The 20,895-nt window shown below is 46.5% G+C and carries 19 protein-coding genes; all 19 read right to left on the reverse strand.

The window, feature by feature from the left end; translation table 11 throughout:
- Nucleotides 1-1,251, reverse strand: coding sequence for a UDP-N-acetylglucosamine 1-carboxyvinyltransferase (gene murA / locus GKG41_RS00880; protein WP_154256386.1), 1,251 nt, complete (start codon nt 1,249-1,251; stop codon nt 1-3).
- Between the two features lie 55 nt (nt 1,252-1,306).
- Nucleotides 1,307-2,395, reverse strand: a complete 1,089-nt coding sequence (locus tag GKG41_RS00885; RefSeq protein ID WP_226902877.1) for a putative peptidoglycan glycosyltransferase FtsW — start codon at nt 2,393-2,395, stop codon at nt 1,307-1,309.
- A gap of 59 nt (nt 2,396-2,454) precedes the next feature.
- Nucleotides 2,455-3,810: a UDP-N-acetylmuramoyl-L-alanine--D-glutamate ligase gene (murD, locus tag GKG41_RS00890; RefSeq protein ID WP_072848269.1), complete on the reverse strand. Its 1,356-nt coding sequence runs from the start codon at nt 3,808-3,810 to the stop codon at nt 2,455-2,457.
- Between the two features lie 66 nt (nt 3,811-3,876).
- The gene (gene mraY, locus GKG41_RS00895) at nt 3,877-4,833 is read right to left on the reverse strand and encodes a phospho-N-acetylmuramoyl-pentapeptide-transferase (protein WP_072848270.1); all 957 of its coding nucleotides are present in this window, start codon (nt 4,831-4,833) and stop codon (nt 3,877-3,879) included.
- A 67-nt stretch (nt 4,834-4,900) separates the two neighbouring features.
- On the reverse strand, nt 4,901-6,562 hold the full coding sequence (locus tag GKG41_RS00900) for a penicillin-binding transpeptidase domain-containing protein (protein WP_341443332.1): 1,662 nt from the start codon (nt 6,560-6,562) through the stop codon (nt 4,901-4,903).
- Nucleotides 6,563-6,749: 187 nt separating this feature from the next.
- The gene (locus tag GKG41_RS00905) at nt 6,750-8,918 is read right to left on the reverse strand and encodes a penicillin-binding transpeptidase domain-containing protein (protein ID WP_347563274.1); all 2,169 of its coding nucleotides are present in this window, start codon (nt 8,916-8,918) and stop codon (nt 6,750-6,752) included.
- Nucleotides 8,919-9,434, reverse strand: coding sequence for a hypothetical protein (locus tag GKG41_RS00910; protein WP_154256388.1), 516 nt, complete (start codon nt 9,432-9,434; stop codon nt 8,919-8,921).
- Between the two features lie 20 nt (nt 9,435-9,454).
- A complete protein-coding gene (rsmH, locus tag GKG41_RS00915) occupies nt 9,455-10,396 on the reverse strand; it encodes a 16S rRNA (cytosine(1402)-N(4))-methyltransferase RsmH (protein ID WP_072848274.1) in 942 nt (313 codons plus the stop codon).
- 29 nt (nt 10,397-10,425) lie between these two features.
- Complete coding sequence (gene mraZ / locus GKG41_RS00920) at nt 10,426-10,857, reverse strand: division/cell wall cluster transcriptional repressor MraZ (protein WP_072848275.1); 432 nt, start codon at nt 10,855-10,857, stop codon at nt 10,426-10,428.
- 286 nt (nt 10,858-11,143) lie between these two features.
- Entirely contained in the window at nt 11,144-11,305 is a 162-nt protein-coding gene (locus GKG41_RS00925) for an aspartyl-phosphate phosphatase Spo0E family protein (RefSeq protein WP_158640960.1), read from the reverse strand.
- A 128-nt stretch (nt 11,306-11,433) separates the two neighbouring features.
- Nucleotides 11,434-12,531, reverse strand: coding sequence for a redox-regulated ATPase YchF (gene ychF, locus GKG41_RS00930; RefSeq protein ID WP_072848277.1), 1,098 nt, complete (start codon nt 12,529-12,531; stop codon nt 11,434-11,436).
- A gap of 152 nt (nt 12,532-12,683) precedes the next feature.
- Nucleotides 12,684-13,340, reverse strand: coding sequence for a thiamine diphosphokinase (locus tag GKG41_RS00935; RefSeq protein WP_084067532.1), 657 nt, complete (start codon nt 13,338-13,340; stop codon nt 12,684-12,686).
- 2 nt (nt 13,341-13,342) lie between these two features.
- Nucleotides 13,343-14,005: a ribulose-phosphate 3-epimerase gene (rpe, locus tag GKG41_RS00940; protein WP_072848279.1), complete on the reverse strand. Its 663-nt coding sequence runs from the start codon at nt 14,003-14,005 to the stop codon at nt 13,343-13,345.
- Nucleotides 14,006-14,008: 3 nt separating this feature from the next.
- On the reverse strand, nt 14,009-14,887 hold the full coding sequence (gene rsgA / locus GKG41_RS00945; RefSeq protein WP_072848280.1) for a ribosome small subunit-dependent GTPase A: 879 nt from the start codon (nt 14,885-14,887) through the stop codon (nt 14,009-14,011).
- 3 nt (nt 14,888-14,890) lie between these two features.
- On the reverse strand, nt 14,891-17,041 hold the full coding sequence (gene pknB / locus GKG41_RS00950) for a Stk1 family PASTA domain-containing Ser/Thr kinase (RefSeq protein WP_154256390.1): 2,151 nt from the start codon (nt 17,039-17,041) through the stop codon (nt 14,891-14,893).
- The gene (locus GKG41_RS00955) at nt 17,035-17,778 is read right to left on the reverse strand and encodes a Stp1/IreP family PP2C-type Ser/Thr phosphatase (RefSeq protein WP_154256392.1); all 744 of its coding nucleotides are present in this window, start codon (nt 17,776-17,778) and stop codon (nt 17,035-17,037) included. The genes pknB and GKG41_RS00955 overlap by 7 nt, the downstream gene beginning before the upstream one ends.
- A complete protein-coding gene (gene rlmN / locus GKG41_RS00960; protein WP_072848283.1) occupies nt 17,775-18,836 on the reverse strand; it encodes a 23S rRNA (adenine(2503)-C(2))-methyltransferase RlmN in 1,062 nt (353 codons plus the stop codon). Before rlmN ends, GKG41_RS00955 begins: the two co-directional genes overlap by 4 nt.
- Nucleotides 18,837-18,839: 3 nt before the next feature.
- Complete coding sequence (gene rsmB, locus GKG41_RS00965) at nt 18,840-20,189, reverse strand: 16S rRNA (cytosine(967)-C(5))-methyltransferase RsmB (RefSeq protein WP_072848284.1); 1,350 nt, start codon at nt 20,187-20,189, stop codon at nt 18,840-18,842.
- Nucleotides 20,182-20,892 (reverse strand): zinc metallopeptidase, encoded by a 711-nt coding sequence (locus tag GKG41_RS00970; protein ID WP_154256394.1) that lies wholly within the window; start codon nt 20,890-20,892, stop codon nt 20,182-20,184. The genes rsmB and GKG41_RS00970 overlap by 8 nt, the downstream gene beginning before the upstream one ends.
- Nucleotides 20,893-20,895 lie beyond the last annotated feature (3 nt).

Below are 20,895 nucleotides of genomic sequence, written 5' to 3' on the forward strand. Positions count from 1 at the left end.
TTAGTCTCTCCGGATATTGCCTCCCAAAGATGCCAGGTCATCGCATATATGCTCATATCCCCGCTCAATGAAATGTCTGTTGTTAATATAAGTAGTTCCACAGGCCCCTAATCCGGCAATTACCAGGGCAGCACCCCCTCTGAGCTCCTGGGCAAACACTTGCGCGCCCTGAAGACGGGGTACTCCTTCAATAATGGCATCTCTGCCGTCAATTACAATTCTGGCCCCCATCTTTGTCAGCTGGGAAGCCACTTTGAATCTGTCCTCGAATACAGTCTCTCTGATATGGCTCTTTCCGGGCACCGATGCCAGAACAGCCATCAGCGGTGACTGCATATCCGTGGGGAATCCTGGATAAACCTGGGTTTCCAAATAAGAAACAGGCGTATCCACCTTTCTGCCGCACAGAAACAGTTTACCACCTTTTGCTTCATATTGTCCACCCATTTTCTCGTAAGCCTCCAGCAAGGCATTCATTTCTTCTATCGGGGGATTTTCCAGAATAATATCTCCCCTGGTTGCAGCACAGGCACATACATAGGTGCCTGCCACAATCCGATCAGCCGGGATGTCAAACTCCACTGCGTGCAGGGAACTGACGCCCCGGATCCGCAGCGTGTCCGTACCGGTACCCTCTATTCTTGCCCCCATTTGATTTAGAAAACGGCACAGCCATACTACTTCCGGTTCTGCCGCACATCCAGAGAGCCTGGTATCTCCTTTCGCTTTCACGGCAGCCAAAAGCGCATTCTGTGTGGCTCCTACACTTGCCTTTTTGAAGAAGATATCCGCTCCCTTTAATTCTTTCGCAGTTACATGCAGTATTCCGTCTATTTCCTCTATAGCGGCTCCCAGCCTGGCTAGTGCCAGAAGATGCAGGTTTATAGGCCTGGAACCTATCACACAGCCTCCCGGATAGGGAATATTAGCTTTTCCCATCCTTCCCAGAAGGCTCCCCATGACAACCACAGAGGAGCGCATTTTTTCCCCATATTCCCTGGGTATTTCTGTTCCTGTGACAGAGGTGCTGTCGATATACAGCGTATCGCCCTCCCACCACACAAGTGCACCCAGAGATCGGAGTATTTCTTCCATATATTTTACATCTGCTATTCTGGGGCAGCCCTTCAGTGCGCAGATACCTTCCTGCAACAGAGTGGCTGCCATCATAGGCAACGCTGCATTTTTGGAACCCTGTATAGCAATGGAACCCTGAAGTGGTTTTCCTCCCACGATTCTGATACTGTCCAACCAATACACTCCTATTTGCTCTTATATACTATAGTATGCAGGGTTCCTCAAAGGGTTACTTCTGATAACGGCTGACCGACAGCGCCAGCCCCATCTCACTTAGGAGAAACAGCACCGAGGTACCTCCATAACTTATGAAAGGGAGAGTAATGCCTGTGTTGGGTATTGTATTGGTAACTACTGCTATATTCAGAATTACCTGGATCGCCATATGCCCCATAATACCAATGGCTATCAATGCCCCCAGCAGATCTGTGGCATGAGTGGCAATCACCATCAGACGCCAGATTAAAAGCCCAAACACGAGAATCAGAATACAGGCGCCTACCAGCCCCGTCTCCTCGCAGATAATGGAGAAAATCATGTCATTCTGGGCCTCCGGCACGAACCCCAGCTTCTGGAGACTGCTCCCCAGACCTTTCCCAAAGATACCTCCGCTTCCTATGGCGTATAGTCCCTGGATGGTCTGAAAGCCTTTGTCGTATTTTTCAGGATCTCTCCAGATAGCCAGCCGCTCCAGGCGGTAGCTCTCCATGCTGAGAAAAATTCCCACAAATGCAATCCCCAGCCCTCCGATCCATATAAAAGGCAGATACTTGGGATTGGACACAAAAATTAAAATTACGGCTATTCCCAGTATAATAATAGCCGTACTTAAATTGTTTGTGCCTACCAGCCCTACAATAGGAAGGATCAGGAGCATGATCTTTCCCATGGAAAGCAGGCCGTTCTTTTTACTTTTTGAATTACTGATAACATATGCAAGAAGCAGGATCACTGCTACTTTTGCAAATTCCGCTGGCTGGAAGGACAGAGGACCTATAGACAGCCACCGCTTCGAACCATTGTACTCATCCCCAAAGAATAATACCGCCAGAGAAAGCAGCAGAGAAGCCAGATATCCCCAGGGGGCGTATTTTGCCAGCCAATGATAGTCCACGCAGGAACTTATGTACATCCCCAAAAGCCCCAGAGCGGTCGCAAAAAGCTGTTTCTTAAAATAATAGGCGGGGTCATCGAATTTCACCCGCCCATTATATGCACTTGTGCTATATAAAATAATTAATCCAAACACTACCAGAAACAAAACCAAAATCAGCAGAAGCTCATCTGCCTGGCGCTTGGGTTCTGTGTCTTTCTGCAAGCAATCACTTCCTGTCTGCCGCGGACCGGGAAAGCCCCGCCGCAGTTCCATATCCTTACTTACAGTGTATGTACGTATTCCTTAAACATATTCCCTCTTTGTTCATAATTGTCAAACTGCCCCCAGCTGGCGCAGGCAGGTGAGAGGAGAACCGCATCCCCGGGATTAGCCTTTTGTGCACAGATTTTTACTGCCTCCTCCAGGTCTTTGGCCAGGATAGTGTCTGTAAAACCACATGCATGGGCAGCCCTCTCAATCTTTTCCCTTGTCTGTCCGATGAGTACCAGATAGCGCACCTTTCCCTCAAAGGACCGGATCCAGTCTTCGTAGGAAGAGTTCTTGTCGTAACCCCCACCAATCAGAAGAGTCGGCCGGTTCATCGCCTGAACCCCTTTAATGGCAGCATCCGGGTTGGTCCCTTTGGAGTCGTTATAGTACCGGACACCATTTTTTTCGGTCACAAACTCAATTCTATGCTCCACTGCCGTAAAAGCGCAGATACTTTTCCGAATGCTCTCTACAGGAACACCTGCATGATAAGCTATAGCCACAGCAGCCATTACATTTTCATAGTTATGCTGTCCAAGAAGCTGAAGTTCCTGAGTTTTAACAACAGATATCTCCTCCTTGTCCGTCTTCAGCACAATCCTGTCCCCATCCAGGTAAATCCCTCTGTCAAGTTTGCGCACACTGGAAAAAAAGCAGGGAGAGGGCTTCATACATCCCGCAAATTCCCGGAGAACCTCATCCTCATAATTCAGTACGCACACATCCTCCGGTCTCTGGTTTGCTGTGATCAGCTCCTTCACACGTATGTATTCCTCCATTGTGTGATGACGGTTCAGATGATCCTCTGTAATATTCAGAATCGCACTTACTTTTGGTGCAAAGGTTTCTGTAGTCTCCAGCTGAAAGCTGCTTATCTCGGCTACAACAAAGCTTTCCTCCTTGGTTTCCAAAGCCACTGATGTGTAAGGCGTTCCTATATTCCCCACAACAAATACACTGGATGCATAGTCCCTCATTATGGCCCCTGTTAACGCCGTTGTTGTAGTCTTTCCATTCGTTCCTGTAATAGCCAGTACCGAGCCTCTGCCTACCTGGTACGCCAATTCCACCTCTCCCCAAACGGGAATTCCCCTGTCTTTTGCCCGCTCTGCCACAGGAATATCCAATGGGACGCCAGGGCTCATGATAACCGCGTCAAAGGTTTGCAGTAATTCCTCCGGCATGTCTCCAATCTGCACCTGTGCTTTGCTGCCCTTTGGAAGTTTTGCTTCTATCTGTGCTTTATCCAGTTTCTCATTCCCGTCATACAGCACAACACCGGCACCCACATCCTCCAGCAGACGGGCCGCACCCATGCCGCTGATTCCCGTACCAAATACCATTACCTTTTTGCCATTCCAATTCATACTCCTTATTTCCTTTCTTCTTATCCTTTTCCCTGTCAGGAAATTGTCATTCCATACCGTTCTTATCTAAAGTGCAAGAAACCCAATCAGGCAGAGGAGGGCAGTTACAATTGAGAATACAGCCACCACCCTAGTCTCCGACCATCCGCACAATTCAAAATGATGGTGAATGGGTGCCATCTTAAAAATACGTTTTCCGCCCGTTGCCTTATAATAGGATACCTGAAGCATCACCGACAGTACCTCCACCAGATAAATCAGTCCCACAATAGGGATAAACAGCGGCATCTGAAGCATATAGGCGGTTCCGGCCACAAATCCTCCCAGGGCAAGGGAACCCGTATCCCCCATAAAAACCCTGGCTGGGAATACATTAAAAAGCAAAAATCCCATCAAGCTTCCCACCACCGCGCAGGTAATGGGCTCAATTCCGCTTTTATCTCCGATGGCTACCACCGAGAAAAAGGTAGCCACCATAATGGTTACGCTGGATGCCAATCCGTCCAGACCGTCGGTAAAGTTCACTCCGTTTACGGTACCGATTACCGCAAGGAACAAAAGAGGAATCGCCAGCCATTCAATATTCCAGTAATGCCCTCTCCAGAAAGGGATTCTCATAGTCAGAGAAACATCCGTAAAGTTGAGCACATAAAACGTAAAAACAGCGGTTACTACCAGCTGAAGAGCAAACTTTTGGGACGGCATCAGTCCGTCAGACCGCCGCAGCACCACTTTCAGATAATCATCCAAAAACCCAATGATTCCAAATCCCAGCGTCAAAAATAGGATAGGAATAATCTTTGGGTAGTCCTTTACATACAGCAGTGAGGTCACCACTGTTGAAAGCAGGAAGATAAGTCCTCCCATCGTGGGGGTACCCGCTTTTTTTAAATGGGACTGTACGCCGTCGATCCGTTCCGTTTGCCCCATCTTCAGTTTTCTGAGATAAGGAATGATAATCGGTCCCAGCAATGCACTGATCGCAAAGGCAATCAGCACAGGAAATACCATTTTAGCATCCATCCTAATACACCTCATTCACATTCTTTTGTTTTATTCTCGTCTAGTATATAGCTTTTCTTCTTATTTATCAACCTTCAACCCCAAGATACGGGAGAATATTCTCGAAGATTTCTTTCATTACAGGCGCCGCTATTGTCCCTCCATAATATACTCCCTGGGGATCATGAATAACGATTAAGCCCAGCACCTGGGGATTATCTGTTGGAGTAAATCCCAAAAATGATGAGATATAACGGTTTGCGCTTCTGGGAAGCGTCTGGGAGGTGGCAGTCTTCCCTCCGATGGTTCTGCCCTCGATGTAAGCATTCTTCCCGGAACCTCCGGATACTACATTTTCCAGAATATACTGCATGGTCTCAGAGGTTTCCTGGGATACGATATGTTTCTTTTTTTCATAGGCAAGTGTCTCGATCAGCTTGCCGTCATCGTCCCTTACCTCAACTCCAAAATGAGGTGTCACCCTGGTCCCTCCATTGATGATGGAGCTTACTGTGGTTGCCAGCTGTATGGGTGTTATCTGGAAAGACTGTCCGAAGGATATGGTGGCAAGCTCTACCTGCCCTACATTCTTCTTCTGGTGCATAATAGTGGCAGCCTCACCGGGAAGATCGATACCGGTCTTCTCCATCAGCCCAAACTGTTTAAAATACTTATAATAATTATCCACACCCAGACGGAGTCCCACTTCAATAAATACAGGGTTGCAGGAATTCATAGCCCCCTGAAGAAATGTCTCACCGCCGTGGCCGGTCCGTTTATGGCAGTGGATCCGCCGATCCTCCACCACCTTATATCCTGGGCAGGAAAAGGTGTCATTGAGGGTTACTACTCCTTCTTCCAGGCCTGCTGCCGCAGTAATTATCTTAAACGTAGAGCCCGGTTCATAGGTATCGTTTATGCACAGGTTCCGCCACATACCATTCCAGGCATCTTGTTTTTCTTTATCCGTCATCCCTGAGGTGTCTTCCGACGTATTCAATTTGAAGGGCTCGTTCAAATCAAATTCCGGTGTATTGACCATTGCCAGTATCTCACCGTTCTGGGGATTCATAAGCAGGATTGATACAGCGTCCGCCTGCTTCTGCTCCATAACCTTTTTCGCTGCCTGCTCTGCGTACATCTGAACATTTCTGTCCAGGCTGATATGGAGATTGTATCCAGACACAGGGTCCACCCGGCTCTCCCCGATTTCATCCAGTTCTACCCCTCTGGCATCTGTCGTCGTCAGAATCTTTCCGTCTATTCCCTTAAGAACGTCCTCATACATAACCTCCAGGCCTATAATCCCCTGATTATCTCCCCCTGTAAAGCCCAGTACCTTTGAAGCCAGAGTATCATAGGGATAATAGCGTTTAAAATCCTCATCAACCTTCACACCATCCAACCCATAATTTCGAATTCTGTCTCCCACTTCCTTTTCCACATTTGTTTTTACCCGTTCAATAGAGGAAACCTTTTCAACTCTTTTTCGTGCTGTCTCTTCATCCAGTCCCAGTTCTTTTTGAAGCATGGCAATTACAGCATCCTTGTCTGTAATTTGGCTATGGATGACAGATATTGTACAAACCGTCTTGTTTGCAGCAAGTACTGTGCCATTGGCATCTATGATCTTGCCTCTGGCCGCTTTAATATCCCTCTCCCTCTCATGCAGCTCTTCTGCCTTTTTCGCATAATAATCTGACTGAAATACCATCAAATACACCATCCTGCCCACCAGACCCAAAAGCATACAGATACAGGCAGCAAACACAATCACTGTTTTCTTCTTATGATAGGTTCTATTCTTCTTCAACTCGCCCTACCGTCCAAACCTTATCCCTACAATCTATGGAGAAAAAGTTCCAGTTATTCCGTTGGGGACACCCCTAAATGAATTTGGGACGTGTTCCTTTTAAAAAGAACACGTCCCCTTTTTATTATTCGGATAATCCGGCCTCTTCATTGGTAATCCCATCTGATTCCTGATTATTCGGTTCTACCTCATCCTCACTCTCCTGGTTCTCCGGGGGATCCGGTACATTTTCATCCTCGATTCCGTCTCCGGAGATATCGCTCTCCTGTGCGTCTCCATCATCCTCCTCCTGATCCTCAGCTCCCACATCATTTTGCTTTTTCACTCCTGTAAAGCCCTCCCAGAGCACGGTAGCCTGGCTGGTATCTTCATCGGGGAAGATATCCATATACGGCAGAATTTCCGAAAGCACTGCCTGAGCAATGTACTGTGGGTACTTGCTGTTGTCCTGACGCTCTGCATTTGGCTCGTCAACTACTACGTAGATAACTACCTGGGGATCATCCAGCGGAGCAAATCCGATAAAGGATACCAGGTACTTTCCGCTGCCCCTGGGAATCTTCTGTGCTGTTCCTGTCTTACCGCCCATGGAATAGCCCTGTACCTTTGATGTTTTACTGGTACCAGACTTTACACTCATCCCCATATAATCCCGGATTTCTGCAGAAATATCAGGTGAAATGGTCTGCTTCAAGACGGTAGGCTCTATGGTTTTTACCGTTTTTCCCTTATCATCTACTATCCGGTTTACTACATGAGGCTGATAATAGGTTCCTCCATTGATTACAGAAGATAATGCTGCCAGTTCCTGAACCATGGTACAGGTAAATCCCTGACCAAAAGAACTAGTAGCCAGTTCAACGGCGTTCAAGGTATCTTTGGTATGGAGGATACCTGTACCTTCTCCCGGCAGATCTATCCCGGTTCTGCTTCCGAAGTTAAATGTCTTCTGATATCGCAGAAAGGTTTCCGCTCCCATCTTTTTTCCGATGGCCATCAGACCGTCATTGCAGGAATTTTGTATTACCTCTCCCAGAGACTGTGTACCATGTGCGTCCGGATAAATCGAGCACTTAATAAACCGATCCGCTACCTGCTGCCCGCCGTCGCACACAAAAGTGTCGTTCTCTGTGATAGCACCTGCCTCCAGAGCAGATGCCACGATGACTGGTTTGACAGTAGAGCCCGGTTCATAGGCCTCTGTCACACAGTAATTCTGCCACATGGCATTCAGAGCGTCCAGCTGAGTCTCATCATTCATTCTCTTGATCTCTTCCTCTGTATAAATTCCCGTGAGATCCCTGGGATTATTCAGGTCATAAGGATCTGAGCTTGCCATACCCAGGATCTCCCCTGTATTGGGATTTGCAACAATTACTCCTATATTGGCAGCCCCTTTTGTTATCTTTTTTGCCTTGGAGGAGTCTTCCTCCTCATCTTCTTTTTTATCTTCTTTTTTGAAGTTTTCTTTTGACATCGCTGTGTCAAATGCACTGATATACTTCTCAATTACCTGCTGTATATTGACGTCCAAAGTGGAAACCACACTGTTTCCATTTACCGGATCAATAATAGTCTGTTCCAAATCAGAGTCCTGATTAAAATATCCATATTTTCTCCCATCCACTCCATTGAGGGTCGAGTTATAATACCCTTCTATTCCCCAATCTGCCACATTACCAGCAAATGTAAATCCCAGTGTATCACATGCCAGGGCATTCATGGGATACTTTCTCAGATAATCCTCCTCAAACCACACGCCCTGTACATTTTTCTTCTCCAGCCTCTCTTCTTCCGAGAGTTTGCTGTCTTCAGGCACAGCCGTATACGCTTCAAAAGCTTTTTTTTCATCCATGGAGATTTCTTTTTTCAGAATCTGATACTGGCTGTTCTTTGTCTGTTCATTGGTAAGAAGCCCGCGTATGGTATCCTCGTCCAGCCCCAGCTGTTCCGTAAGGGCCTTAACCGTTGGCTCTACGTAATCCTTATTTGAATTGACTACTTTACAGTCCAAAATTACATTATAAACCTTACTGCTGGTTGCAAGCACTGTCCCGTTTCTGTCCGTAATATCCCCTCTTTTAAAGGGAATGGTCCTGCTGTCATATTGCTGCTGGGACTGTATTAAAACTTGCTTTTTATACTTATCTCCGCTTTTGGCGTTAATATAGGTTATTCTTAATGTTAAACCTACTAAAGCCAGCAGAACCAAAATAAACAGTCCTGCCAGCTTTTTTCTCATGGTTCCACTCAATTTTCTTTTCTGTTTCTTCCTGCGTTCCAATTTACTCACCTACTTTGCATCCGGTACATCTCTATACTGTCTTACATAACTGCTTCCCTTGGTGCTGTAACGAATAATCTGGTCTTCCTGGGCGTAACCCATCCCCAGTTTATTAATCGCCACCTCCCGAATATGGTCCAAATCTACAGATGCAAGTGTCTCGCTGTAAAAAGCATCATTATCCGCTTTCAGCTGACTCAGCTGTGTCTCTAATGATGCCACTTCCTTTGTCTGTGCAGTAATCACTGCCTTCAGTTGAAGGAATTGCACGCACGCAAATAAAGTAGCAGTACATACCAGTGCCAAAAACACAATATAACCTTTATTTACCTGCAGTGCTTTCGCACGGTTTCTCCGCGCCCTGTGGCTGACCTCCCGGTTTCCCCTTACCGGACGTTCCTGCCTTTTAGGCGCTGTCTGCACACTTCTTACTGTATTTCCTTCTATATAAGAATACCTGGTATTCCCTGAATTTCTCGTACTCACCGATCTTTGATTTACCCTTCGATTGCCTCCACTAGCCATACTTTACTCCTTACTTTGGCTTACGTAAGACGCCGTTCAAAAACCCTTAGCTTGGAGCTTTTTGCACGGCTGTTCCGTGCCAGCTCCTCCTCCCCTGGTACTATTGGCTTTTTCGTGATAATTCTTCCCTTGGGCTTTTTCCCGCATACACATACCGGGAAATTACTGGGACACGTACAGGGATTCTCATTTTTCCTGAAGATGGTTTTAACAATCCTGTCTTCCAGTGAATGAAAGGTGATGATGCAGATACGCCCCTCGTCGTTCAGCATATCAATCATATCATCCAGCGAATCTCTCAATACATCCAGTTCATGGTTCAGCTCAATCCGAATTGCCTGAAACGTCTTCTTAGCCGGGTGTCCGCCTACTGCCCTTATTTTCATAGGAATCGCTCTTTTAATCACCTCGATCAACTCCCCAGTCGTCTCGATGGGATGCTCCTCCCTTGCCAGGACAATATGTTTTGCAATGTTTTTTGCAAATTTATCTTCACCGTAATCGCGTATAATCCGATACAGTTCGTTTTCTCTGTAAGTATTAACAATATCCCTTGCCGTACGGTCCCCTCTTTGGTCCATACGCATATCCAAAGGGGCATCTTCCCTGTAGGTAAATCCCCTTTCTGCAGTGTCTAATTGATAGGATGAAACCCCTAAATCTAATATAATCCCATCCACAGATGAGATTCCCAACTTGCCAAGCTCTGCTTTCATATTGCAATAATTGCTGCGAATGAGCGTCACCTGATCTTGGTAATCCCCTAAACGTTCACCCGCAGCCATGATTGCAGCATCGTCTTGATCTATGCCTATCAGTCTCCCCTTGGCAGATAACAACTTACATACCTCTAAGGCATGACCGCCTCCTCCCAGTGTACCGTCCACATAAATACCATCCGGCTTTACCCGTAAGCCTGTAATGGTCTCCTCCAGTAATACAGATTGATGTTTAAATTCCATTCTAATCTCCTGTGTCCGTTTTACAGCCGTCAGATGACAATTCCCATGTCCTGCATCCCTTCTGCAATGGCATCCATGTCATCAAAACTGCTGTTTTCTATCCACTTCTCTTTGCTCCATATTTCTATTCTGGTAATATTTCCAGTCAGCACAACATCCTTTTCCAGACCAGCGAATTCCCGCAGTGTAGATGGAACGAGAATTCTCCCCTGCTTGTCCAATTCGCATGAAGTAGCACTGGAGACAAAGAAACGTGAGAAGGTTCTTGCATTTTTATTCGTAAGTGGTAAGGCTTTTAATTTTTCCTCGAAAACTTTCCATTCATCCTGTGGAAATATAGACAGACAACCATCTAAACCTTTCGTCAAAATGAACTCTTCCCCTAATTGTTCTCTGAATTTTGACGGAATGATCAATCGCCCCTTCGCGTCGATTGTATGACTATACTCTCCCATGAACATGAATGTCACCTTCTTTCGTGGAACTGCAAGTCTCCCCTTTGCACTTCCCGCGGCAACCTGTGAATGCTCTGCCACTTATCATCCACTTGCCACCACTTTTCACCACTTTCTACCACTTATGTACCCATTTTATACTAATCACCCCTAAAAAACAAGGGGAACATATGTTTTTTCATAAATCTTTCACAGAAAAAAAGCAGGACAAATCACCTGCAAATCAGATGATATGTCCTGCTTTTTTCTTTTTTACTATATCTGGTAGAGAGCACTGAAAGCGCCTACTATATTATGCCGACGCCTCTGCCTCTGCCATATACTCCTCAATTAGTACATCCAGTTTAACACTGTCTCTGTAAACTTCTTCCAGCTTGAAATTATTCCCTATCTTTTCATCCATGGCCTGTCTCGCAGCTTCTATCTCGTGTCTCAATCGTTCCAATCTTGTCATATGCATCAATCTCCTTTGTATTTATCCATCATTTTCCCGTTCAGGATAACCAGAGTCCCCACATGCCATATTTGCCTATCTCCCAAGTTTGATTATCTACATAGTAGTAGTCTCTTTTTTTTCAGTTCTTATACATTAAATCGGAATAAAATCACATCTCCGTCCTTTACCACGTAGTCCTTTCCTTCCATACGCACCAGCCCTTTTTCCCTGGCCCCTGCATAAGAACCACAGTCCAGAAGATCCTGAAAGTTCACCACCTCTGCCTTAATAAATCCTCTCTCAAAATCCGTGTGGATTTTTCCGGCCGCCTGTGGCGCCTTTGTACCTACTTTGATTGTCCATGCTCTGGTCTCATCTTCTCCCGATGTCAGATAACTGATAAGTCCCAACAGCCGATAGCTTGCCTGTATTAACTTTTCCAGGCCGGATTGCTTAATACCCAAATCCTCCAAAAACATTTTTTTCTCTTCTTCGTCAAGCTCCGCAATCTCCTGTTCGATCTGCGCACAGATCACAAAGACCTCGCTGCCCTGTTCCCCTGCGTACTCCCTGACTTTTTCAACCAGACTGTTGGAAGACCCGTCGTCTGCCAGATCCTCTTCCGCTACATTAGCCGCATAGATCACTGGCTTACCTGTCAGAAGGTTATAATTAGCTATATACTCTTCTTCGTCTTCCGTCCCGCACGCAAAGACAGAGGCAGGCTTCCCATCTTCCAGATGGGCTTTCAGTTTTTGAAGAAGTTCCAGCTCTTTGGCTGCCTCTTTATCGTTTCTGGCAGATTTTGATGTTTTGGCAATCCGCCTCTCCAATATTTCAATATCTGAAAAGATCAGTTCCAGATTGATCGTTTCTATATCTCTGAGAGGATCTATACTCCCGTCAACATGGACCACATTGCTGTCTTCAAAGCAGCGTACTACATGAACAATGGCATCAACCTCCCGGATATTTGCCAGAAACTGGTTTCCCAATCCCTCCCCTTTGGAAGCTCCCTTTACAAGTCCTGCAATATCAACAAACTCTATGACTGCCGGAGTCACTTTTTTAGAATGATAAAAATCACCCAAAAGCTGCAGACGCTCATCCGGCACCGGTACTACTCCCACATTGGGATCAATGGTGCAGAACGGATAATTAGCAGACTCCGCCCCTGCTTTGGTCAGGGAATTAAATAAGGTACTCTTCCCCACATTGGGAAGTCCTACAATTCCTAATTTCATATGTTAAATCCTCTTTTCTTCTATGTTATAAGCAGCCGCTTTTTATTGCTTATGGTAAATTCTAACACACATAATAAGGCGAATCAAGACCTTGACCCACCCTATCACTCGACATTTCTCATTTTTTTATCGACAATTTTCGCATCGGCCCTTTATGCTTCTCTATCCTTCGACATCATCATAAGCAGCATTCCCTGTCGGTATTTTACGATCGCTGTATCCTCTGCAATCTCGTTGCTTACCCCCAGACCATCGCTGTTTTTCAGATAATGGTCAGTCAGGGGATATTTGAATCCCTCCAATGTCAGTCCCTCTACCGCATCCCCCAGAGGAAAAAAGGAAACATAGGTTCCAAATTGTCTGGATTTCTCCAGCATGGTCTCTTTCCCCAGAAGCGTAATATAATTCTGGGGATCCACAATGACTGCCGGTATACCGGCCTGGTGGGCCAACGCCAGGCACTGTACATTTCCCCAGAAATGATCCATACGCCCGCCTGTTGCCCCCAGGATCCATATGCCTGTACTTTTTAATTCAATTGCCTTTTCAATTCCTATCTGTGTGTCTGTGGCATCCTTTTCCGGCTGAAACCGCTCCACTGGAATCCCGGGGTTATTCATGTAATACTCCATCACTCGGGAATCAATGCTGTCAAAATCTCCCATTATATAGGAAGGAAGTATCTCATGCTGATAGCAGAAATTCAGCCCCCTGTCAATGCCCAGTATATAATCCGGCCTCATCTCTGCAATAAAGTTCAGGGCAAACTTCTCATCCAGAGAGCCGCCGCTAATCATCAACGTCTTCATATTCAGGCCTCATGCTCCATAAGTTCCAGCAGCTCTTTTGCATTCTTTGTAATATCTCCTTTAAAAACAGCAGAGCCTGCTACAAAAATATTTGCACCCGCTTTGAGAACTTCAGGCAATGTATCGGTGGTAATTCCCCCGTCAACCTGAATATCCGTATCCAGTCCTCTTCTGTCAAACTCATTTCTCAACACAGCAACCTTACGGGTGCAGTATGGTATGTACTTCTGTCCCCCGAATCCGGGATTCACAGTCATAATCAGCACCATATCTACTGTATCCAGCACATGCTCCAGCACCGAGACAGGAGTTGCCGGGTTCAAAGCCACCCCGGCCCTGCATCCGGCCTCCTTGATCTGCGCTATGGTGCGGTCCAGGTGGGTGCACGCCTCCGCATGGACGGTAAGCATATCAGCCCCATTATTCATAAACGTATCTACATATCTTCCCGGATCTGTAATCATCAGATGCACGTCCATAAATAAAGAGGTTTCTTTTTTCAGTGAGGCCAAGACAGGCATGCCGAAGGAAATGCTGGGCACAAAGATCCCGTCCATAACATCAAAATGAAGCCATCTGGTTCCTGCCTCCTCTACTTTCTTAATCTGCTCTCCCAGACGGTTAAAGTCTGCAGCTAATATAGATGGTGATAACTCATATTTCATACCTCAATACCTCCTCTTGTCTTTTAGTTCCTCATAAAATTCTACATAATTCGCATAGCGGATTCTGCTGAGTTCCCCCTTATCCAGGGCTTCTTTTACTGCACATCCCGGTTCATGGGTATGAGAACACCCCTGGAACCGGCAGGCCCCCTCATAGGGAGCAAACTCTATAAAATAGTCCTTCAGTTCTTCCTTTTCCATGTCCGCAACATAGAGTGAACTGAATCCGGGGGTATCCATGATGTAAGTGCCCTCGTCTATCTGTATCAGCTGCGAGTGCCGGGTGGTATGCTTTCCCCGTCCCAGCTTCTGGCTGATAGCTCCTGTCTCCATCTCAACCCCATGCTGAACAAGATTGGTCAGAGAAGATTTCCCCACCCCCGAAGGTCCGGCCACCACCGTAGTCTTTCCTTTCAGAAGCGCACTCATCTGCTCCACCCCCTCTTCCTGCTCCGCACTGGTGGTGAAAACCTCATATCCGCACTTCTTATATTCACTGATAAGCAGCTCCAGTTCCTCCCCTGTAACCAGGTCCTTCTTGTTGATGCAGATTTTTGTGGGGATGCCCTGCTTTTCCATGGAAATCAAAAAGCGGTCCAGCAATGAGAAGTTCGGTTTCGGCTCCTGGGCGGCAAATATCACCATTGCCTGATCAACATTGGCAACGGCTGGCCGTATCAGTTCATTTCTTCTGGGAAGTATCTCCACCAGATTACCTACTCTGTTCTCCTCATCAAGGACCTCTATGATTACATCGTCGCCTACCAGCGGCTTTTTCTTTTCTTTTCGGAATATTCCCTTTGCCTTGCATTCGTAAATCCCGGATTCTGCTACATGAATGTAGTAGAATCCGGCAATTCCTTTCACTATCTTTCCCTGCATGTATTAATCTACCTGTTCAAACTTCAGATTTTTATATGCCCCCAGCATCGTGTACTCACCATCTACTTTCTCATAGACATATATAGTACCAGTTGTAACTCCCGGCTCACCCTCAACATTCTTTAAGGAATACGGGAACTTTAACTTTTCATCCGTAAGGATCGTTTTTGCCTGAATCTCGCCATCCACTTCCTGAGCCAGGTCCATCTTAATCTCACCGCCTTTGTATCCCGGAGGTGAAGCTATCTGCTGCCCAACGCATTTCCATGTTCCGCTGGCGGATGTGTTCGTGCTGGTGTTGTCATCCTTTTTATCGGTATCAGAGTCATTATCGGAACTGTTTCCGGTGTTTACTGTAATGGTAATTGTAGTCCCGGCTTCCACAGAACGGCCCGCAGAGATATCCTGCTTCATGACATCCCCGATGTCCACACTGCTGCTGGTACCGTTCTCCACTACCACGTCAAGCCCCAGTTCATTCAGCGCTTCCTTGGCATCTGCCTCTTTCTGCCCCACTACATTGGGCACCTTCACTGATTTATCGCCCTTTCCGATGCTAACTTTTACGGTAATGGTGTCGCCCTTTTTGGCACTTTCTCCGGCTCCCGGGTCTGTGGAAATCACCTTGCCGATATCCACGGAATCACTTTTCTCCTTCTCCACCTTGGTCTCAAAGCCCTGGTCCTGGAGCGTAGCTTCCGCATCTGTCTGCGTTTCTCCCACAACATCAGCCACACGAATCTCATCGCTGCCCGTACTTACCGTATATTTTATCATAGTGTTCTTATCAACTTTTGTACCGGCCTCAATCTCCTGCTTTATAATCACACCTGCTTCATATTCCGTAGAAGCCTCTTCGCCGGCCTTCTTAATTCCCAGAGAGTTGTCTGAAGCCAGTTTCTGGGCTTCCTCCACTGTCTTTCCCACCAGTTTTGGAACCTCAACCTGTGCATCCTCATCATTCTTGTCTGAGGTATCCTCAACCTTTGGTTTGTTATTTTCTTTATTTTTCGAACCGAAGGTAAAAATCCCTGCTGCCTGACCGATAAGATAGATTAAAATACAGATAATGATGGCACCGACAATCAGTCCGCCTATGGTAAGAGCTTTCTCCAGGCGGGTATTAATGCCGCCCTTTCTGCCGTCGTCGTAGTCATCGTCGTAATCATCACCGTCTTCATCCTCCTCATACTCATCGTACTCCTCATCCTGTGGGGGATAGGAGGGCTGGGTGTCACCATAGCGGTTCTTCTTAATCTCATTCAGCTCATCCCCGGAAATCACCACGGTCTGCGCGTGATTGCTGAGGGGAACCAGATTCACAAAGTCCCCGTCCGGGTCTATCAGTGAATGCTTCAGATCTGCAATTACCTCAGCCATACTGTTGTAGCGCCGGTCAACACTTTTCTGCGTACACTTGAGAATTATCTGCTCCAGGCTGTGGGGCAGCTGAGAGTTATACTCTGAAGGAGGAACGATTTCTTCCTGCAGATGCTTAATGGCAATCGCCACTGTAGTATCTCCGTCAAACGGTACTTTTCCGGTTACCATCTCATAGATAGTAACGCCCAGGGAATAGATATCACTTTTTGAGTCACTGTATCCCCCCCGCACCTGCTCCGGGGAGCTGTAATGCACAGACCCCATAACATTTGAACTGATCGTGTTAGAGGATGCAGCCCTTGCGATCCCGAAGTCCGTTACCTTTACTTTTCCGTCTGTTGAAATAATAATATTCTGAGGCTTCACATCTCTGTGAACAATGTTATGGTTGTGCGCCGCTTCAAGTCCCATAGATACCTGAATAGCGATACTGGTTGCCTCTTTTACACTTAATTTACCCTTCTTGGAGATGTACTCTTTCAGCGTTATACCTTCAACAAGCTCCATAACAATATAGTAAACGCCGTTATCCTCCCCTACATCAAACACATTTACTATATTCGGATGTGCCAGCCCTGCCGCCGCCTGGGCTTCTGTCTGAAATTTCCGGATAAATGTCATATCCTCCCGGAATTCAGCCTTTAATACTTTTACAGCTACAAAGCGGTTCAGTTTATGATCTTTCGCCTTGTATACATCTGCCATACCGCCGGATCCGATTCTGCCGGCAATCTCATATCTTTCTCCAATAATCATTCCCACATTTAACATACTTCCACCTCTTTTGTACCTGGTTTTACTAGTACCACCGCAATATTGTCCTTTCCACCATTTTCATTCGCCAAACGAATCAGACTTTGTCCTGCTATCTCCAGCGAGGGAGCTTCTTTTACAATCTGCGCAATTACATCATCTGTTACCATATTAGTAAGGCCGTCGGAACACAGCAAAATAATGCTGTCCGGATGCAGCTTGATATCAAAAAAATCAATATCCACTTCCTCTTTTGCCCCTAACGCCCTTGTTATTATATTCTTATCCGGATGATTTCTGGCATCCTCTCTGCTGATCTCACCCATGCGCACCATTTCCTCTACCAGGGAGTGGTCCTTTGTAATCTGACGGATTCCGTCATCCATGACATACAGACGGCTGTCACCCACATTTGCCACATAAGCATAATGGTCGACTACTGTTACCGCAACCATAGTTGTACCCATGCCGGACATTCCCTCGTTTTTAGCTGCCTGCTCCAGCAATTTAAGATTCGCATTTTCGATTGCCTTACGAATAATCTTTATGGGATTATACTCCGCATCTGCCTTGACGGTATCAAGCAAAACCTGAACGGCAAAACTTGATGCAAAATCACCCGCATTATGTCCGCCCATCCCGTCCGCAACAACAAAAAGATTGGGCAGGTTACCGACAGCTTGCTCTGATGCAAAGACATAGTCCTGATTCACTTTTCTCTTCTGTCCTACATCTGTCACAGAATAAACTTTCATCCTTGCGTCTCTCTTTCTTTCTTATCTATCAAGATATATTTCTTTCGTAATTGTCCACAGGCTCCATCAATATCCCGGCCCATTTCTCTTCTAATAGTAACATTAATTCCGCATTTTTCAAGTTTATTTTGAAAATTAACTATAACTTTTTTATCGGACTGCACGAAATCCCGCTCCTTGACAGGATTTACCGGTATCAGATTCACATGGCAATTCAGCCCTTTCAGGAGTGCAGCAAGCTCTGCCGCGTCTTCCGGCGTGTCGTTTTTTCCTCCTACCAAACTGTACTCAAAGGTCAGGCGGCGGCCTGATTTCTCAAAGTAACTTCTGCATGCATCCATCAATTCTCCAAGTTCATACTTATTGGCTACAGGCATCAGCTCCCTCCGCTTTTCCTGATTGGAGGCATGAAGGGAAATAGCCAATGTAATCTGAAGTTTTTCTTCAGCCAGCTGCCGGATCCTGGGTACGATTCCGCAGGTAGATACTGTAATATTTCTCTGGCTGATATTCAGCCCTTTTTCATCGCTGAGCATGCGGATAAACCGCACCAGGTTGTCATAATTATCCAGGGGCTCTCCTGTTCCCATCACAACCACATTAGACACACGTTCTTTGGATAACTTCTGAATCTGGTAAATCTGATCCAGCATCTCTGACGGCAGCAGATTTCTGGTCAGCCCTCCTATGCCTGAGGCACAAAACCGGCAGCCCATCCGGCAGCCCGCCTGAGAGGATATGCAGACAGAATTTCCGTGCTTATACTTCATCAGCACACTCTCAATCACATTTCCATCCCCAAGGGCAAACAAGTATTTCTGTGTTCCGTCCTGTTTTGATGTTTGAACTTCCACGGGTTTCAGACAAGTATATGGATATTCTTCCTCCAGTCTCTGTCTCAGATGCTGAGGCAGGTTTGTCATGCTTTCATAACTGTCCGCCAGTTTTACATGCAGCCACTGGTACAGCTGCTTTCCCCGAAAAGGCTTTTCCCCAAGTTCTGCCATTACATTCTGCAGTTCCTCAGCTGTCAATGATTTAATATCTAATCCTTCCATCTCCTACACCCTTCTCAATCTGGCTATAAAGAACCCATCACTCTCATGAACCCCGGGCAGCAGCTGAAGATATCCCTGTCCGGTAGTCTCACTATGTAGCTCTTCACATAAGTAGGGATCCAGAGATTCCGGCTGAAAGGGATAATGATTGACAAACCAATGTATGTTGTCCTGGTTTTCCTCCCTTGCGATCGTACAGGTACTATAAATCAGGATTCCCCCCGGCCGGACATAGGCAGCAGCATTTTCCAGTATCTTCCTCTGAAGCTTGATGATCTGTTCCTGCTTCTCAGGTGTCATCTTATATTTTATATCTGTCTTTCTCCCGATGACTCCCAGTCCGGAGCAGGGGACATCCGCCAAGACTATGTCTGCACTGCCGGCAGTCTCCTCCTCATAAACGCATGCGTCCCTGCAGACAGCTTCTATATTTACAGCATCTGCACGGCGAAAATTTTCTTCCATCAACTGTACTTTGTACTCGCTCACATCCCTGGCTTCCACATGGCCCTGTCCCTTCATCTTATCTGCCACATGGAGACTCTTTCCGCCGGGGGCTGCACACAGATCCAGAATTCTGTCCCCTGGGCTGGGGGCTGCTATCTCCCCTACCAGCATAGAGCTGACATCCTGTACCTGTATTCTGCCCATGGTAAACGCATGAAGGGCCGGCAGATAATCATATTCAGAGATATAGTAAGCGGTTTTTATATAAGGAGCCTTCTCCACTTTAACCCCCTGGCTTCTCAGGCTGGCTATGGTGTCTTCCGTAGAATTAAGATATTCCTGGCAGCGCACGGCCGTGGGACGTTCTTGTAAAAATGCCTTCAGTATAGTTTCTGTGGTCTCAAAGCCCAGCTGATCCAGCCATCGGACTACCAGCCATACCGGCATGGAGTAGGTAACTGAGAGATATTCTACGTGGTGCTCCTTTGGAGGAAAAGCAAGCTTCCCCCGCTCCCTGGCTATAGTACGAAGTACCCCGTTCACAAACCCCTTCAGACTGTAAAATCCTTTTTTCTGGGCAAGCTTTACAGCTTCGTTGCATACTGCGGAATCGGGAATGCTGTCCATATAGAGCAGCTGATAGACCCCGCTTCTGAGTATCTCCCTGATGACAGGCTTCATTTTATTCACCTTGACATTGGAAAACTGATTAATGATATAATCTATTTTAAGCCGATATTCCAAAGTTCCCTCACACACTCTGGTAATAAAAGACCGGTCCTGCTTTGACAGATACTGGTATTTCCCCAGAGTATTGCGGATTGCAATATGGCTGTATTCCCCCTCTTTGTTCACTTGCAGTAAGATTCCCAGGATCAGTTCCCTGGTATTAATACTATTAATCATCCCTTCTTGTTCCTCCTGCGAGTATCAGCAAACGCAGCAGCTGTAATATGGAGGATGCGAGTGCTGCTACATATGTCAGCGCTGCAGCCTTCAGAACTTTTCTGCCGCCTCTTAACTCCTCTTCTCTTAAAATTCCTGTTTCCTGCAGCATTGCAAGGGCCCTTCTGGAGGCATTGCTCTCCACCGGAAGGGTCACCAGCTGAAATGCCACTGCTGCTGTAAATAATACAATCCCCAATGTCAGCAATGATGGTACGGAAAAGATCAGACCGGCAAAGAATAACGGCCAGGACAGGGCTGAGCCCAGATTTGCCACAGGAACAATAGCGCCCCTGACCGTCAGAGGAAGATACTGTCTGTTATGCTGTACCGCATGTCCGCATTCATGGGCGGCTACACAGACAGCAGCCACAGATGTGCTGCCGTATACGCTTCCCGACAGCCGCAGTACTTTTGTTCTGGGATCATAGTGATCGGTAAGGTTTCCCCCGGTCCGCTCAATATGCACGTCATGAATCCCCGCATACTGCAGTATTCTCTGTGCTGCTTCCGCTCCTGTGATTCTGCTGCGGTTCTCTATCCTGCTGTACCGGCCAAATGTGCTGTTCATACTCGCCGATGCCCATACACAGATAAGAAGTCCAATAATAATCAGTAAATACGTAGGATCAAAGCCCCAATAATATCCTGTCCCAAATGGCATACC

It is taken from the genome of Lactonifactor sp. BIOML-A5 (assembly GCF_009677585.1).
Classification (GTDB): domain Bacteria; phylum Bacillota; class Clostridia; order Lachnospirales; family Lachnospiraceae; genus Lactonifactor.

Coding starts and splice junctions, on each gene's coding strand:
- murD (WP_072848269.1), bottom strand. CDS start 3,810: ATGAATTGGAATGGCAAAAAGGTAATGGTATTTGGTACGGGAATCAGC.
- mraY (WP_072848270.1), bottom strand. CDS start 4,833: ATGGATGCTAAAATGGTATTTCCTGTGCTGATTGCCTTTGCGATCAGT.
- GKG41_RS00900 (WP_341443332.1), bottom strand. CDS start 6,562: ATGCTTTTGGGTCTGGTGGGCAGGATGGTGTATTTGATGGTATTTCAG.
- GKG41_RS00910 (WP_154256388.1), bottom strand. CDS start 9,434: ATGGCTAGTGGAGGCAATCGAAGGGTAAATCAAAGATCGGTGAGTACG.
- rsmH (WP_072848274.1), bottom strand. CDS start 10,396: ATGGAATTTAAACATCAATCTGTATTACTGGAGGAGACCATTACAGGC.
- mraZ (WP_072848275.1), bottom strand. CDS start 10,857: ATGTTCATGGGAGAGTATAGTCATACAATCGACGCGAAGGGGCGATTG.
- GKG41_RS00925 (WP_158640960.1), bottom strand. CDS start 11,305: ATGACAAGATTGGAACGATTGAGACACGAGATAGAAGCTGCGAGACAG.
- ychF (WP_072848277.1), bottom strand. CDS start 12,531: ATGAAATTAGGAATTGTAGGACTTCCCAATGTGGGGAAGAGTACCTTA.
- GKG41_RS00935 (WP_084067532.1), bottom strand. CDS start 13,340: ATGAAGACGTTGATGATTAGCGGCGGCTCTCTGGATGAGAAGTTTGCC.
- rpe (WP_072848279.1), bottom strand. CDS start 14,005: ATGAAATATGAGTTATCACCATCTATATTAGCTGCAGACTTTAACCGT.
- rsgA (WP_072848280.1), bottom strand. CDS start 14,887: ATGCAGGGAAAGATAGTGAAAGGAATTGCCGGATTCTACTACATTCAT.
- pknB (WP_154256390.1), bottom strand. CDS start 17,041: ATGTTAAATGTGGGAATGATTATTGGAGAAAGATATGAGATTGCCGGC.
- GKG41_RS00955 (WP_154256392.1), bottom strand. CDS start 17,778: ATGAAAGTTTATTCTGTGACAGATGTAGGACAGAAGAGAAAAGTGAAT.
- rlmN (WP_072848283.1), bottom strand. CDS start 18,836: ATGGAAGGATTAGATATTAAATCATTGACAGCTGAGGAACTGCAGAAT.
- rsmB (WP_072848284.1), bottom strand. CDS start 20,189: ATGATTAATAGTATTAATACCAGGGAACTGATCCTGGGAATCTTACTG.
- GKG41_RS00970 (WP_154256394.1), bottom strand. CDS start 20,892: ATGCCATTTGGGACAGGATATTATTGGGGCTTTGATCCTACGTATTTA.